The organism is Micromonospora sp. DT231, assembly GCF_049847025.1.
Taxonomy (GTDB): domain Bacteria; phylum Actinomycetota; class Actinomycetes; order Mycobacteriales; family Micromonosporaceae; genus Micromonospora.
In genome coordinates, this window is record NZ_JBNCNO010000001.1 from 642,680 (window position 1) to 658,018 (window position 15,339).

General features: G+C 71.7%; 15 protein-coding genes. 4 read left to right on the forward strand and 11 right to left on the reverse strand.

Going from position 1 to position 15,339, the window contains the following annotated elements; all coding sequences use genetic code 11:
• Positions 1-56: 56 nt before the first annotated feature.
• On the forward strand, positions 57-1,973 hold the full coding sequence (htpG, locus tag ACPXBU_RS02755; RefSeq protein WP_425756133.1) for a molecular chaperone HtpG: 1,917 nt from the start codon (positions 57-59) through the stop codon (positions 1,971-1,973).
• A 59-nt stretch (positions 1,974-2,032) separates the two neighbouring features.
• Here the strand turns inward: htpG and ACPXBU_RS02760 are convergent, their stop codons facing one another.
• Together ACPXBU_RS02760 and ACPXBU_RS02765 are read right to left on the reverse strand one after the other, a co-directional pair.
• A complete protein-coding gene (locus ACPXBU_RS02760) occupies positions 2,033-2,686 on the reverse strand; it encodes a response regulator (protein WP_425756135.1) in 654 nt (217 codons plus the stop codon).
• Positions 2,687-2,729: 43 nt separating this feature from the next.
• A complete protein-coding gene (locus ACPXBU_RS02765) occupies positions 2,730-3,884 on the reverse strand; it encodes a sensor histidine kinase (RefSeq protein ID WP_425756137.1) in 1,155 nt (384 codons plus the stop codon).
• Positions 3,885-3,993: 109 nt separating this feature from the next.
• On the opposite strand from ACPXBU_RS02765, the gene ACPXBU_RS02770 reads away from it, so the two are divergent.
• Positions 3,994-5,394 (forward strand): nitrilase-related carbon-nitrogen hydrolase, encoded by a 1,401-nt coding sequence (locus ACPXBU_RS02770; protein WP_425756139.1) that lies wholly within the window; start codon positions 3,994-3,996, stop codon positions 5,392-5,394.
• A gap of 36 nt (positions 5,395-5,430) precedes the next feature.
• Positions 5,431-6,093 carry a ThuA domain-containing protein gene (locus ACPXBU_RS02775; protein ID WP_425756141.1) on the forward strand — a complete coding sequence of 221 codons (663 nt, stop codon included), beginning with the start codon at positions 5,431-5,433 and terminating at the stop codon, positions 6,091-6,093.
• A gap of 133 nt (positions 6,094-6,226) precedes the next feature.
• Here the strand turns inward: ACPXBU_RS02775 and ACPXBU_RS02780 are convergent, their stop codons facing one another.
• The 3 genes from ACPXBU_RS02780 to ACPXBU_RS02790 all read right to left on the reverse strand — a co-directional run bounded on the left by ACPXBU_RS02780 (position 6,227) and on the right by ACPXBU_RS02790 (position 8,400).
• Positions 6,227-6,592, reverse strand: a complete 366-nt coding sequence (locus tag ACPXBU_RS02780) for a hypothetical protein (RefSeq protein ID WP_393368965.1) — start codon at positions 6,590-6,592, stop codon at positions 6,227-6,229.
• A 123-nt stretch (positions 6,593-6,715) separates the two neighbouring features.
• On the reverse strand, positions 6,716-7,903 hold the full coding sequence (gene dinB, locus ACPXBU_RS02785; protein ID WP_425756143.1) for a DNA polymerase IV: 1,188 nt from the start codon (positions 7,901-7,903) through the stop codon (positions 6,716-6,718).
• 59 nt (positions 7,904-7,962) lie between these two features.
• Positions 7,963-8,400, reverse strand: a complete 438-nt coding sequence (locus ACPXBU_RS02790) for a VOC family protein (protein ID WP_393368968.1) — start codon at positions 8,398-8,400, stop codon at positions 7,963-7,965.
• Between the two features lie 96 nt (positions 8,401-8,496).
• Here ACPXBU_RS02790 and ACPXBU_RS02795 point away from each other — a divergent pair, with 96 nt between their 5' ends.
• The gene (locus ACPXBU_RS02795; protein WP_393368971.1) at positions 8,497-9,471 is read left to right on the forward strand and encodes a helix-turn-helix transcriptional regulator; all 975 of its coding nucleotides are present in this window, start codon (positions 8,497-8,499) and stop codon (positions 9,469-9,471) included.
• On the opposite strand, the gene ACPXBU_RS02800 is transcribed toward ACPXBU_RS02795, so the two are convergent.
• From ACPXBU_RS02800 to ACPXBU_RS02825, 6 genes are all read right to left on the reverse strand, one after another.
• Positions 9,366-9,989: a GNAT family N-acetyltransferase gene (locus tag ACPXBU_RS02800; RefSeq protein WP_393368972.1), complete on the reverse strand. Its 624-nt coding sequence runs from the start codon at positions 9,987-9,989 to the stop codon at positions 9,366-9,368. The genes ACPXBU_RS02795 and ACPXBU_RS02800 overlap by 106 nt on opposite strands.
• Positions 9,986-10,537 carry a GNAT family N-acetyltransferase gene (locus tag ACPXBU_RS02805; protein ID WP_425756147.1) on the reverse strand — a complete coding sequence of 184 codons (552 nt, stop codon included), beginning with the start codon at positions 10,535-10,537 and terminating at the stop codon, positions 9,986-9,988. Before ACPXBU_RS02805 ends, ACPXBU_RS02800 begins: the two co-directional genes overlap by 4 nt.
• Before the next feature lie 212 nt (positions 10,538-10,749).
• Positions 10,750-11,412 carry a response regulator gene (locus ACPXBU_RS02810; RefSeq protein WP_393368977.1) on the reverse strand — a complete coding sequence of 221 codons (663 nt, stop codon included), beginning with the start codon at positions 11,410-11,412 and terminating at the stop codon, positions 10,750-10,752.
• Positions 11,409-12,542 (reverse strand): sensor histidine kinase, encoded by a 1,134-nt coding sequence (locus tag ACPXBU_RS02815; RefSeq protein ID WP_425756687.1) that lies wholly within the window; start codon positions 12,540-12,542, stop codon positions 11,409-11,411. Before ACPXBU_RS02815 ends, ACPXBU_RS02810 begins: the two co-directional genes overlap by 4 nt.
• A gap of 64 nt (positions 12,543-12,606) precedes the next feature.
• Entirely contained in the window at positions 12,607-13,458 is an 852-nt protein-coding gene (locus ACPXBU_RS02820) for a CPBP family intramembrane glutamic endopeptidase (protein WP_393368980.1), read from the reverse strand.
• A gap of 272 nt (positions 13,459-13,730) precedes the next feature.
• Positions 13,731-15,305 carry a glutamate synthase-related protein gene (locus tag ACPXBU_RS02825; protein ID WP_425756149.1) on the reverse strand — a complete coding sequence of 525 codons (1,575 nt, stop codon included), beginning with the start codon at positions 15,303-15,305 and terminating at the stop codon, positions 13,731-13,733.
• Between the last annotated feature and the right edge of the window lie 34 nt (positions 15,306-15,339).

A 15,339-nucleotide genomic window follows, 5' to 3' on the forward strand; every position in this document is an offset into this window, starting at 1 on the left:
GGTGACGACTCGTATCCTTTCCGCGAACCTCCGCACGAGCCGAGAAGGGAGACGGTGTGAGCAATCAGACCGAGACGTTGGAGTTCCAGGCCGAGGCGCGTCAGCTGCTCCAGTTGGTGGTCCACTCGATCTATTCGAACAAGGACGTCTTCCTGCGGGAACTCATCTCGAACGCGTCCGACGCCCTGGACAAGCTGAGGCTGGCCACGCTCGTCGACAAGGACCTCGTCGCCGACACCGACGACCTGCACGTCGCCCTGGAGGTCGACCGGGACGCCCGCACGCTCACCGTGCGGGACAACGGCATCGGGATGACCCGCGACGAGGTCGTCGCGCTGATCGGCACCATCGCCAAGTCCGGCACCGCCGAGCTGCTGCGCCAGCTGCGCGAGTCCGCCGACGCCCACGCCTCGCAGGACCTCATCGGCCAGTTCGGCGTCGGCTTCTACGCCGCGTTCATGGTCGCCGACCGGGTCACCCTGCTGACCCGCAAGGCCGGCGAGACCGGCGGCACCCGGTGGGAGTCCACCGGCGAGGGCACGTACTCGATCGAGGCGGTCGACGAGGCGCCGCAGGGCACCACGGTCACCCTGCACCTCAAGCCGGTCGACACCGAGGACAACCTGCACGACTACACCGCCGAGTGGACCGTCCGGGAGATCGTCAAGCGCTACTCCGACTTCATCGCCTGGCCGATCCGGATGACCGTCGAGCGCCCCGGCACCGACGACGCCCCCGCCACCAGCGAGGTGCAGACCCTCAACTCGATGAAGGCGCTCTGGGCGCGGCCCCGCGACGAGGTCGACGCCACCGAGTACAACGAGTTCTACAAGCACGTCAGCCACGACTGGGCCGACCCGCTCGAGGTCGTGCACATGAAGGGCGAGGGCACCTTCGAGTACGAGGCGCTGCTCTTCCTGCCCAGCCACGCCCCGCTGGACCTGTTCTCCCCGCAGGGTCGCCGCGGCGTCCAGCTCTACGTCAAGCGCGTGTTCATCATGGACGACTGCGAGGCGTTGGTCCCCACCTACCTGCGCTTCGTCAAGGGTGTGGTCGACGCGCACGACCTGTCGCTGAACATCTCCCGGGAGATCCTCCAGCAGGACCGGCAGATCCAGATCGTCCGCCGCCGCCTGGTCAAGAAGATCCTCGGCACCGTCAAGGACCTGAAGGCCAACCACGCCGAGCGCTACCGCACCTTCTGGACCGAGTTCGGCGCCGTGGTCAAGGAAGGGTTGATCGACGACACCGACAACCGCGACACGCTGCTGGACATCCTGTCGGTGGCCTCCACCCACGACCCGGCCGAGCCGACCGACCTGGCCGGCTACGTGTCCCGGATGAAGGACGGCCAGAGCGACATCTGGTACGCCACCGGCGAGTCGCGGGCCGCCATCGAGAACTCTCCGCACCTGGAGGCGTTCCGGGCCAAGGGCCACGAGGTGCTGCTGCTCACCGACCAGGTCGACGAGGTGTGGGTCGAGCGGGTCGGCACCTACGACGGCCGTCCGCTGCGCTCGATCGCCAAGGGCGAGATCGACCTGGACACCGACGAGGAGAAGCAGCAGGCCGAGGCCGAGCGCGAGCAGCAGCGACAGGAGTTCGCCGCGCTGCTGGACTGGCTGGGCACCACCCTGACCGACAGCGTCCGGGAGGTCCGTCTGTCGTCGCGGCTGACCACCTCACCGGCCTGCGTCGTCGGCGATGCCCACGACCTCACCCCGACCCTGGAGAAGATGTACCGGGCGATGGGGCACGAGATCCCCGCGACCAAGCGGATCCTGGAGATCAACCCCGGTCACCCGCTCGTCTCCGGGCTGCGCAAGGCCCACGAGCAGGGCACCGACCCCACCGCCCTGACCGAGACCGCCGAGCTGCTCTACGGCCTGGCGGTGCTCGCCGAGGGCGGCGAGCTGACCGACCCGGCCCGCTTCACCCGTACGCTCGCCGACCGACTGGCCCGCACCCTGTAACCGGCGTCACCCCTGCGGCCGGCGGCCTCCCGCACAGCGGGATCCGCCGGCCGCCGACGTCACTGGCCGGGAATCACCAGGCCGGACTCGTAGGCGATCATCACCGCCTGGGCCCGGTCGCGCAGGTGCAGTTTGGCGAGCACGTTGCCGACGTGCGTCTTCACCGTGTGCTCGCTCAGGTGGTGGTGGGCGGCGATCTCGGCGTTGGACAGGCCGGCCGCGATCAGGCGCAGCACGTCCGTCTCGCGAGCGGTCAGGGCGGTCACCGCGGCGGCCCGAGCCGGATCCGGGTGACCGCGCCTGTGCAGTTCACCGATCACCCGTGCCGTGACGCCGGGGGCGAGCAACGCGTCGCCGGCGGCGACCACGCGTACCGCGTTCACCAGGTCGGCTCGGGGGACGTCCTTGAGCAGGAAGCCGCTGGCACCGGCACGCAGCGCCGCGTACAGGTAGTCGTCGGTGTCGAACATGGTCAGGGCCAGGACCCGGCTCGGCGTACGGGCGCACACCTGGCGGGTCGCGGCGACGCCGTCGAGGACGGGCATCCGCATGTCCATCAGGACGACGTCGGGTAGGTGTTCGAGGGCGGCACGCACCGCACCCCCGCCGTCGGCGGCCTCGGCGACCACCTCGATGTCCGGCTCGGCACCGAGGATCGTCGCGAACCCGGCCCGGAACAGGTCCTGGTCGTCGGCGAGCACGACGCGCAGCATCAGCACCACCCCGGCGTCGGTTGCCGCGAGGCGACCGCCGCCATCAGGCCACCGCCGGCAGGGGCAGGATGGCGGTGACGGTGAAGCCGCGGCCGTCCTCGGCGGGCCCGGTGCGCAGGGTTCCACCGCAGGCCTGGGCGCGCTCGCGCATACCGACGATCCCGTACCCGGGCCGGTCCACGCCGGAGGCCCGGTCACCGAGGCCGTCATCGGTGATCGAGACGGTGAGCGCCTCCGCCGTGTGGTCCAGCAGGACGCGGACCGAGCCCGCCCCGGCATGGCGGACCACGTTCGTCAGGGACTCCTGCACGATCCGGTAGGCGGCGACCCCGACGTCCGCGGGCGGTTCGACAGGCACCCCGCGGCCGGGTCCGGCCGGCGGTTCGGACCGCTCTGCGCGCACGGGCTCCGACGGTCCGGCCGCGACGGTGAGGACGGCGTCCAGCCCGGTGGCGCGGACGCGTTCGACGAGGGCGCCGAGGTGGGCCAGGCCCGGTTGGTCGAGGGGGTGGTCGGCGGGCTCGCGCAGGCTGCCGACCGCGCGGCGGAGTTGGACGACCGCGTCGCGGCCGGTGGCGGCGATCGTGGCGAACGTGGCGTCGGCGCGGTCCGGGTGGGGACGGACCAGCAGCGGCCCCGCCTCGGCTTGCACGATCATGACGCCGACCGCGTGGGTGAGGATGTCGTGCAGGTCGTGGGCGATGCGGGTGCGTTCGCGCAGCACGGCCGCCGCCCGCTCACCGGCGACGCGACGATCGCGTTCGGCGAGGGCGGTGGCCTGGGTGCGGCGGGCGCGGGCGCTGGTGCCCAGGGCGTACGAGAAGACGTAGGCGACCGACAGGTACCGCAGCACCTCCACGTCCGGGTGTGGATGCAGCAGTGACACCACCAGCCCGGCCGCGGTGAGCACGACGCCGAGCAGGCGGATCGGCAGCGAGGACCGCGCCGCGAACGTGTAGAGGCAGACGAGCGGGCCGACCGGCAACAGCGGGGGCGCGCCGAGCGTGGCCGAGACGGTCGTGGCGACGCCCACGACGACGGCGACGGGAATCAGAGCGCGGTCCCGCCACAGCACCGGCACCGACGACGCGACCGCGAGCGGCAGCACCCACCAGGCGCGTGGCCCGCCGGCCAGCGCGGGCAGCACGGTCGCGGCGACGGCGGCCACGGTGACGGCGAGATTGACGTACCGCTTCACGTCGGCAGTATCGTCCGGCCCGGCGCCTGCGCGCCTCCCTCCACGGGACCAGATCACACCCGGCTCGTACGGCGATCCGCCCCCGCCGCCTCGGCCGCACGATCGACGCATGATGACGATCGTCGCCGCACTCCTCAGCGGCCTGCTCTGGCTCGGCGGCTCCGGGCTGCACCCCGTCGCCGCGCTGACCTGGCTCGCCCCGATCCCGCTGGTCCTCGCCTCGGTGCGGGTACGCCCGAGGACCGCGCTCGGCGCGACGATCCTCGCCTGGTCGATCGGTCAGCTCGGCCTGGTCGGGTACTACCACGACACCCTGCGCCTACCGGTGCCCGCGGTGGCCGGTGTGCTCGGCCTCGGCATCGGCCTGGCGAGCGGCACGGTTCTGCTCGCCCGGGTGCTGCTGCTGCGCGGGCGGACCGTGACCGCGGTCCTCGCCGTGCCGTCGTTGTGGGTGCTGGGCGAGTACGCCGCGTCCCGCCTGCTCCCCAACGGCGCGTGGTGGAGTCTCGCCTACACGCAGGCCGACGTCCGCCCGGTCATCCAGTGGACCGCCCTCACCGGCGTCTGGGGCGTCACCTACCTGCTGCTCGCCGTCCCGATCGCCCTCGCCGCCCTCCTCGGCGTGGCACTCCCGACCCGCGTCGGCCGGCTCGACAACCCACGCCCCGCCCTCGCCTGCCTGCTCGCCCTCCTGGTCGGCGTCGGCACGTGGTCGGCCTGGTCACTGAGCCGGTCCCCGGAACCGGGCGCGCCGCTGACCGTCGGCCTGGTCGCCCTGTGGCAGCCCGAGGACGGGCTCCGGCTCGACGAACCGGCCGGGCGGGACCTGCTCACCCGCTATGGTCCGCGCGTCGCGGGTCTGGTCGACCGGGGAGCGCGTGTCGTCGTGTTGCCGGAGAAGGTGTTCGCCGTGACCGACACGACGCTGCCCCTGCTCGTGGACGCGCTCGGGCAGACCGAGGCCCGGGTGGTCGTCGGCGCGGTGCTGTGGCGGGCCGGCACGGCGTACAACGTCGCGCTGGTGCTGGCCCCGGACGGGACGATCACCACGTACACCAAACAACACCTGGTCCCCGGCCTGGAGGACTGGATGACACCGGGTGACGAGGCGCTCGTGCAGGGACGGTTCGGGGTCGCGATCTGCAAGGACCTCGACTATCCCGACCTGGTCCGGCGGTATCGGGCGGCGGGCGCGTCGGTGTTGCTCGTTCCCGCCCTGGACTTCACCTCCGACGGCTGGCTGCACAGCCGGATGGCCCGGGTCCGGGGTGTGGAGAACGGGCTCACCGTGGTCCGCGCCGCCTGGCTCGGCCGACTGACGGTCACCGACCCCGGCGGCGCACTGGTGGGTGAGACGACCACCGCCGGTGACGCGGAGCTGCTGGTCACGGCCGCTCCGACGACCGGATGGGGCACTGTCTACTCGCGTACCGGGGACTGGTTTCCGGTTCTGTGCCTGGCCCTTTTGCTCGTCGCCGTGGCTGGGTTGCGGCGGCGGGGTATGTCGTGATGTCGAGATTTTCCACCTGATGGATGGAGCGCGGTCATGCCGGTCGACACTGTGATCTTCAGCGGGGAGGGCCCACACGCCGATGCCTGGCACGCGTTGGCCGAGACGAGCGCGGCGGTCGCCAACCTCGTCGGCGACAGGGGCCAGGTGGCGATCGTGACCACGGTCGACCAACTCGCGACCGCACTCGACGGCGCCCGCCTGCTGGTGGTGAACGCCAGCGCCGACCGCACCACCCCGATCGCGGAGGACGAGGAGTTCGGCCGCGTCCTCGACGACTTCCTGGCCGGTGGCGGCAGCCTGCTCGCCCTGCACAGCGCGACCATCGCGTTTCCCCAGCTCGCGACCTGGCGGTCCACGGTCGGGGCCGCCTGGGACCGCGGCCGGACCTTCCACCCGCCGATCGGGTCGACCCTCATCCGACGCGCCGACGTCGAGCACCCGATCACTACCGGTCTAGGGGACTTCGAGGTCTACGACGAGCGCTACACCGACCTGGAGCTGCTCGACGGCGTCGACGTCGACACCCTCTACGTCCACGACGAGGGCGGCACCACCCACCCGCTCGTCTGGGCGCGCACGGTCGGGAGCAGCCGGGTCGTCTACGACGCGCTCGGTCACGACCCCCGGTCGTACGAGTCGCCGGGGCACGTGGAACTGCTGCGGCGCATCGTGACGTGGCTTCGCCACGAGAGCTGAACGGCGTGGCTTCGCCACGAGAGCTGAACGGCGCGGTTCCGCCACCACGGCCGAACGCCCGGCCGGGTCACCGGCCGAGCGTTCGTGCGTGTGGTGCGGATCAGCCCAAGCGTTCGTACCCGGGGGGACGCCGTCACGCCGCGGAGGCGGACGCCTTCGGTCCCCGGTGCGACGCGACCGGGCCGGCGTTCCAGCCCCAGCGGGGTGCGGCGCTCTCCCCGGGCCAGCCCGTGGCACCCTCGTCGCTGTCGTCGCCGTCGATTGTCATCTCGACCGAGTCGGGGGTGCTGCGGGCCAGCCGCAGCGACTGCTCGGCGCCGTTGCGGGCCGCGCACGGCCAGGACTGCCCGGCGCACTGGAGGTTGCGGCAGTGACCCTCGTCGTCCGGCTCGTGGGCACTGAGCACGTCGATCGCCAGCTGCCACAGCAGAGGGTCGGTCACGTCGTGCGGGCGCTCGGCGCGGCGGCTCGGTCGGTTGCTGGTGTCGTCGTCGGACATTGCGGGTCCCCCCTTGTCAGGCTGTACCCCACAAGGGTCACCCGTCAGCCGCGGGTTAAACCGCCGACCTGCTGTGATGTGTCTCCGGTCGCAGCGGTCGCCGGGACACCGCACGCAGATCGGTCAATCCGGCAGCAGCGGCATCTCCACGGCCGGGCCCCGGCCGAGCAGCACCGCGCGGGTGAGCGCCGCCGATCCGAACCGGTCGCGCACCGCGTCCACCGCCGCATCCAGCTCCGCGCCCGGGTCGCGGTGGAACGGCAGCTCCGGCTGCACCGGATTGTCGTCCAGATTGCCCACCGACACACCGATCAGCGTCACACCACGGCGATCGATCTCGGTCAGTGCGGCCCGGAGCAGCGCCCGCGCGGCAGCGAGCAGCGGCGTCGTGTCGGCGGTCGCCTTGCCCACCGTGTGCGAGCGGGTCGCCCGGGTGTAGTCGCCGAAACGTAGCCGCAGCATCACCGTGCGTCCGGCCCGCCCGGCGCCCCGCATCCGTCGCGAGACCCGATCGACCAGACCGGCCAGGATGGCGTCCAACTCCGCCGGGTCGTGCGGCGTCCGGCTCAGCGCGTGTTGCGCGCCCATCGAACCGCGACGGCGGCCGACCTGCACCGGGCGGGGGTCGCGGTTGTGCGCCAGGGCGTGCAGGTGCCGCCCGGCGCCCGACCCGAGCAGTGACACCAACGCGGCCTCGCCCAGCCGGGCCACCTCGCCGACGGTGCGGATCCGGTGCTCCCGCAACGTCGCCGCGGTGACCGGGCCGACGCCCCACAGCCGCTCGACCGGCAGCGGGTGCAGGAACGCCACCTCGGCGTCCGGTGCGACCACCAGCAGCCCGTCCGGCTTGGCCACCCCACTGGCCACCTTCGCCAGGAACTTCGTGCGGGCCACCCCCACCGTGATCGGCAGGTGGACCCGTGCCCACACCTCCCGGCGCAGCCGCTCGGCGATCTCGGCCGGCGACCCGACCAGCCGCCGCAGGCCACCCACGTCCAGGAACGCCTCGTCGATGGAGAGCCCCTCGACAAGCGGGGTGGTCTGTCGGAAGATCTCGAAGACCGCACGGCTGGCCGCCGTGTACGCCGACATGCGGGGCGGCACCACGATCGCGTTCGGGCACAGCCGGCGCGCCTGCTGGCCACCCATCGCGCTGCGTACGCCCCGCGCCTTCGCCTCGTAGCTGGCCGCGAGGACCACGCCTTCGCCGACGATGACCGGCCGCCCACGCAGGCGTGGGTCGTCACGCTGCTCGACCGACGCGTAGAACGCGTCCAGGTCGGCGTGCAGGATGTGGGCGCCGGACGACACGTACACATGTTCGCATGGCGTCCGGCGACGACCGCGGTGAGCTGGGTGAACGCCGCGGTTCAGTCCAGGCAGAACTCGTTGCCCTCGGGGTCGGCCATGATGAGGTGGCCGGCCCCCAGCGGGGGAGCGGGCTCATGCCGGCTGAGCCTTGTGGCCCCGTGCCCGACGAGCCGGTCCGCCTCCGCCTCCAGGGCCGCCATCCGCTCGTCCCCCTCCAGCCCGGGAGCGGCCCGCACATCGACGTGCACACGGTTCTTGACCTGCTTGGGCTCCGGGACCCGCTGGAAGAACAGCCGGGGCCCCGAGCCGTCGGGGTCGACCACCGCCGACGCGTCGTTGCGGTTCTCCGGCGGCACACCCATCGCCTCCAGCGCCTGGTCCCACGACTCGAAGTTTCCGGGGGGCGCCTGCACCTGGTAGCGGAGCGCCTCGGCCCAGAAGGTCGCCAGTGCGCCCGGGTCGGCGCAGTCGAACGTGATCTGTATGTCGCGGGCCATGTCAGCTCCCTGTTTCCTGGTCGTTGTCGGTCATGATCTGAAGCCTCTCGCGGATAGCGGACAGGGTCGTTCCGCTATTCGTGCAACGATCGGCGCATGAGCGTCGAGGCGACCACCGAGCGGGTTCTTCGGCTGCTGGCGCTGCTGCAACGGCGACCGTCCTGGACGGCCACCGAACTCGCTGCCGAGTTGGGGGTCACCAGCCGATGTGTGCGCCGAGACGTGCAGCGTCTGCGGGTGCTCGGCTACCCCGTGTACGCGACGGCGGGCGTGGGCGGCGGCTACCAACTCGGCGCGGGCACCCGGCTGCCGCCGCTGCTCCTCGACGACGAGGAGGCGATCGCGACCGCGGTCTCCCTGCGGCTCGCCTCGGGCGGCACGGTCGCCGGTGCGGGCGAGGCGGCGTTGCGCGCGCTCGCGAAGCTCGACCAGGTGATGCCGTCGCGGCTGCGCGCCGAGGTGCGGGCCGTGCACGGTTCCACGGAGACACTGATCGGTCCGGTGGCCGAGATCGACGCGGAGTTGCTGGTGACTCTCGCACGGGCCTGTCGCGACGCCGTGCGGGTCCGGTTCAGCTACGCCGCCCGCGACGGCGGGGAGAACGAACGGACCGTCGAGCCGATCCGGATGGTCACGACAGGCCGCCGCTGGTACCTGATGGCCTGGGACGTCGACCGCGACGACTGGCGTACGTTCCGGCTGGACCGGATGGGCGGCGCGGAGGCGACGACGTGGCGGTTCCGGGCGCGCGACCACCCGGATCCGGTCGCCTTCGTGCAGCGGTCGGTGACCGGAGCGCCGTACCGGTATGTGGCCCGCGCGCGGGTGCACGCCCAGCCCGACCGGGTACGGGCGTTGGTGCCGCCCCAGGTGGGGCGCGTCGAGGACGACAGCGACGGGTGGTGCGTGCTGGTCGTGGGCGGGGAGAGCCTGGACTGGCTGGCCGCGCACCTCGCACGCCTGGATTACGAGGTGGAGGTGTTGGAGCCGCCGGAGCTGCGCGAGGCCGCGGGCCTGCTCGCCCGCCGCCTCGCGGCGATGGCCGGGGTGGCGTCGGCGCGCAGCGTGTAGCGGCGGAGCGACACCGGACCGCCGTCCGGGGCGGTCCATGGTGCGGTGCTGACACCTGTGCACCGCCATCCGGTGCGCTCGTAGAGGGTGATGGCCGCGGCGTCGCCGGTGGTCACGTCGAGCACCAGATCGGTCCCGCGCGCGCTCGCCCACTGCCGTGCCCGCTCCAGTAGTGCGCCGCCCAGCGCCAACCCTCTGGCGGCCGGCACCACGAAGAGGCGAGCGACCTCGGCCGTCGGTCGGGCGGGCAGCCCGTTCGCCGGGCCGGGCAGCCGGTGCACGGCGACGTGCCCGACAACTGCCGCCCCGGTGCCAGAGTCGGTGTCAGTGCCGGCGTCCGAGCCGGCGTCGGCGGCGATGGCGACCCAGGCGCGTGCCGGGTGCGGTTCGCGCAGCCAGCGGTGTGGGTCGGCGGGCCAGTTCAGCGGATACCCGTCGACCCGGTGGACCTCGGCGAGCGCCGCGACGCATCCGTCGAGGTCGGTGGCGCGCCGCCGGCGGATGCGCGGGGCGATCACAGGTCGTCGAAGGGGCGGGCATAGCGGAACTCGCCCCGGATCGAGTCGCGCCAGGCGTTCATGGGTCGGGCCATGAAGTACTGCGGACCCCACGGCTGCGGCGGGGTGATCCCCACCTCGACGTCGGGCCGGAACCCGAAGCGCGGGTAGTAGTCGGGGTGCCCGAGCAGCACCACGAGGGGCTCGTCGCGGGCGTCGGCCGCGCCGAGCACCGCGTGCATCAACGCGCTGCCGACGCCGCGCCGCTGCCACTCCGGCAACACGCCGAGCGGACCCAGGCCCACCGCGACCGGGTCGCCGGCCACCCGGGCGCGGGTGGCCACCACGTGCCCCACCACCCGGCCGTCCGAATCGGTCGCCACCAGGGAGTACGCGGGCAGCCAGCCCTCGTCGGCGCGCAGCGAGTCGACAAGGAATGCCTCGACCGGTGTTGCCTGGGCCGGTGTTGCCGGGGCCGCCGCGCCATCGCCCGTGGCCTTGGCGAAGGCGGCGGCATGTACCGCCCGGATGGCATCGATGTCGGCGGGCGTCTCGCGTCTGATCAGCACCGCGCCACGATACGGGTGTCGTCGACAGCGGCTCCACGCGTTATCCCCGATCAGGCGTCGACGTGACGTGGGGATGATGGCGGGTTCGGCTGCGGCTTCGGAGCGTCGGTGGTTCGACCGGGGGTGCCACACATGATCGCCGCCCTGGACCTGAGCTACCGGATCCAAGATCCGCCACCCCGATTACCCGTTCAAGGCTGCCTGTCGCGGCACTAGGTGACGATTCCGTTGCGGTAGGCATAGACGACGGCCTGAACCCGGTCCCGCAGGTCGAGTTTGGTGAGGATGCGGGAGACGAATGTCTTCACGGTCTCCGGGGTGATCGTCAGTGCGGCGGCGATCTCGTTGTTCGATCGCCCGTCGGCGATCAACCGCAGGACCTCGAGTTCACGTGGTGTCAGCCGACGCTGGGGCAGGGTTTTCTCCTCGGCGGGGCGGATGCGGGACGCGTACCGACCCACCAGGGTGCGTGTCACCTCCGGGTCGAGCAGGGACGCGCCGATCGCGACGGTGCGGATGCCGTGCAGCAGTTGGGCCGGTGGGGCGTCTTTCAGCAGGAACCCGCTCGCCCCCGCGCGCAGCGCCTCGTACACGTACTCGTCCAGGTTGAAGGTCGTCACCACGAGCACCTTCACCGGATCGGTCACCCCGGCGCCCGCGATCCGCCGCGTGGCCTCGATGCCGTCGAGGCGAGGCATCCGCACGTCCATGACCACCACGTCCGGGCGCAGGTCCGCAGCCATCGAAACCGCGCTCTCGCCGTCGCCACAGTCCCCGACGACCGACAGGTCGGGCTGCGCGTCGATGATCGTCACCATCCCGGTACGCACCAGCGCCTGGTCGTCGGCGACGATCACCCGGACCGGCCCGATCACGCCGGGATCTCCGCCTCGACGAGGAAACCCTCGTCGTCGAACCGGGCGTCGAATGTTCCACCCAGCGTCTCGACCCGCTCGCGTAATCCCGAGAGCCCACGTCCGGATCCGCCAGGGCCCGCTGTCGACGTCGTTCCCAGGGTCTTCACCAGCACCATAATCCTCTTCTCTCCGTATGACACCCGCACTGCCGTCGGCTGGCCGTGCGCGTATTTCAGCGCGTTCGTCAGCGCCTCCTGGACCACCCGGTAGGTGACGAACTCGCCGCTGCCGGCCGTGTCCGTCCGCGTCCCCTGCTCGACGAAGTCCACCGGCTGTCCGGCGTTCCTGGTCTGTTCGAGGAGTGTGTCCAACGATCCGATCGTCGGTTTTCGTCCGGAGGTGTCGTGGTCGGGGTTCAGCAGGTCGAGCAGGTGACGCAGATCGGCGATGGCCTGGCGGCCGGTTCCGGTGACCGCGCTGAGGCTCTCGTCGAGGCGGGCCGGATCGGCGGCGAGATAGCGGGCCGCCTCGGCCTGGTACACCATCGCTGTTACGTGATGGGTGACGATGTCGTGCAGTTCCCGGGCGATCCGGGTGCGTTCGGCCGTGCGCACCGATTCGGCGATGCGCCGCTGCCGCTCGGCCTTCAGCATGCGGGCCGAGCGCAGCCACGACCCGATGGCCCAGGCCGCCGCCAGCAGCAGGTAGGAGAGGAGCCACACGACGAACGGGTCCGAGGCCCCCTGTTGGTGCAGAAACACGGCCAGGCCGACGAATCCGACGGTGAGCAGCGCCATCACCGGCCGCCGGTGGCGTTCCACGTGGATGCCCGCGCTGACCATTCCCAGCACGAGGGCGGTGCCCCCAATGGTGTGGTACGACAGCGCCTGGTCGATGCCGAACCCCAGCGCCGTCACCATGATGCTCGCCCCCGGCCACCGTCGCCGGGTGGCCATCGGCACGCATTCCAGCAGCACGGCGACGAGCGCCCACCCGTCGAACGCACGGGTGGGCAGGTCGCCGAACTGGGTTCCGGAGGTGGCGAGGGTCGGCACGCTCAGGACGAGCAACAGGACCGCCGCGGGGGAGTCCCGGACCGTGACGTCCCAGCCCCGCCAACGCCTGAGCAGGGGGCCGGTATCGATCACCCCGGCCACGACAGGGCACCGTAGTCGTTGCTGGTGCGGGTGTCCGTGCTGAGCTGGACCCCTCTCATCGTGCGACGTTCGTCAAGGGGCGGCTTTCGGTGGGGGTGGAGACCGGGGTACGGCGCATCCGTCCGGTGGCGGCCGCGTACCAGATCAGGGCCACCGCGGGCACTGTGAGTACGGTGAGTGTGACCAGGCTCGCCTCCGGTCCGCCGACTCCGCCGGTGACCAGATCGGATCCTGCCAGGACGGTGTTGTAGAGCGAGAAGTCGGGCAGCGGGCTGTCGACGGTGACGATGCCGAAAACCGCTGACTCGGCGAAGTTCAGACCCAGGTGCAGGCCGATCGGCAGCCATAGCGAGCCGGTCGCCAGGTAGGCGCCACCGAGCAGGAGCCCGGCGCAGACGGTGATGGAGAGCGCACCGATCACGTCGGTGCCGTGGTTCAGCAGGTGCGGCAGCCCGAACAGCGGAGCCGAGACGGCGAGTGCGGCCCAACCGCCGAACCGCTCGGCGACCATCCGCAGCAGCACACCCCGGAAGAGCGTCTCTTCGATGACCGCAACGTTGATCATGATGCTGGTCATGGCGGCCAGGCCGATCCAGGAGTTGAACGTCACCGTCCCCACCCCGCCGAGCAGCCAGATGACGAGCATCACCAGGCCGAACAAAGCTCCGCCGGCCAAGGCGCCGGGGACCAGCCATTGTGGTCTGGAAAGCTCGGTCGGCCGGCGCTTCTCGATCCGGCGGGTGGCGTACCGATAGGCCACCAGTGCGAGGACGGCGGTGACGACACCGGACGCGAGTGCCCAGGTCGTGTCGTCCCGGCGGATGGTGGTGATGCCCTGGGCGACGACGAACACCGCGAGCGTGGTGAGGATCATGAGGGCGAACCGAACGAACCAGCTGCGGGTCATGGCGGCAATCCTTTACGTTGTGGCGCTCCTGCTGACCCGGATAACGCTAGGGATTCCACCGCGCGACATCATCCCCGTGTGGAGAACACTTGGCCGTAGCTCTCATGGGGGACGGATCAGGCCGATCACGTGCTGGCAGCACGAGTCGGCAGAGGGTGAGGGGGCGGGCGTAGTGGGCTCGGCTGGCTCGTGCTTGGTGTCGGAAACGACGAATCGCCGACGAGCCGCCCACGCGCGAAGTGACACGGCAGGTGACCTGGAAAGCGTGTGGCTCAGCCGACGGCGGTGGCCGACGGAGGGGCGCTGCCGCCCCGCGGTCCCTCCGGCGCCATCAGTCGAACGATCTCCGCCTGGTCGGTGGGCGAGGGCAGCCCCCAGTGCGGCTGGTAGCCGTACACCTCGTGCAGTGGGGTGGAGCCGGTGCGGCCGTCCAGGATCTCCACGGCGTCCGTGCCGATCAGGCCGGGGTGCTCCACCCCGCAGGCCTCGGCGACCTTGGTCAGGTCGCGGCGCAACGTCCGCAGGTAGTTGGCCGCCCGGACCGACTTCAACGCCGGGTCCAGGCCTCGGGACAGCCAGGCGTTCTGCGTCGCCACGCCGGTGGGGCAGGTGTCGGTGTGGCACTTCTGGGCCTGGATGCAGCCGATCGACAGCATCGCCTCCCGACCCACGTTGACCATGTCGCAGCCGAGCGCGAACGCCACGACGGCGTTGTCGGGCAGGCCGAGCTTGCCGCCGCCGACGAAGACCACCCGCTCGTGCAGGTCGTGCTCGGCGAAGACCTTGTAGACCCGGGAGAAGCCCTGCTGGAACGGGAGCGACACGGAGTCGCTGAAGATCAGCGGTGCGGCGCCGGTGCCACCCTCGCCACCGTCGATCGTCACGAAATCCACACCCCGACCGGTGTCGCGCATCAGGGTCGCCAGTTCCCGCCAGAAGCCCAGGTCGCCGACGGCCGACTTGATGCCGACCGGCAGGCCCGTCTCGGCGGCCAGCAGCTCCACCCAGTCGAGCAGGCTGTCGCAGTCGGAGAACTCGGCGTGCCGGGAGGGGCTGACGCAGTCCTCACCAGCCGGGATGCCCCGGGTGGCGGCGATCTCGGCGGACACCTTCGCCCCGGGCAGCAGCCCACCGAGGCTCGGCTTGGCGCCCTGGCTGAGCTTGATCTCCAAGGCCCGCACGGGCGCGCCGGCGACCAGGTCCTTCAGCCGGTCCAGGCTGAACCGGCCGTGCTCGTCGCGGCAGCCGAAGTACGCCGTGCCGAGTTGGAAGACCAACTCACCACCGTTGCGGTGGTACGGCGACAGGCCGCCCTCGCCGGTGTTCTGCAGGCAGCCGGCGAGCGCGGCCCCCTTGTTCAGCGCGGTGACGGCGTTGCCGGAGAGCGATCCGAAGCTCATTCCGGAGATGTTGACCACCGACTCCGGGCGGAAGGCACGGGCTCGCCCCCGGGCCGCGCCGAGCACCTTCGCGCAGGGCAACCGCACGTCGTGCCCGGCGGTCGGGGTCGACGGCGGCACCGCCCGGCCGAAGGTGCGGTGCTTGATGATCGGATAACCGCGGGTGTGCTCGATGTCGTTGTCCGTGCCGAAGCCGAAGTAGTTGTTCTCCTGCTTGGCCGACGCGTACACCCAGCGGCGCTGGTCACGGGTGAACGGTCGCTCCTCGTCGTTGCCGGCCACGATGTACTGCCGAAGCTCCGGCCCGATCGCCTCCAACAGGTAACGGGCGCGACCGAGCACCGGAAAGTTGCGCAGCAGCGCGTGGTCGCGCTGGATCAGATCCCGCGCGGCGAGCGCCGCGACGGCGGTGGCGACAGCGGGTACGGCTCGACGGGCCCATTTCATACCGGCAGTCTTTCCGCCCGCGCCGTGCGCCAAA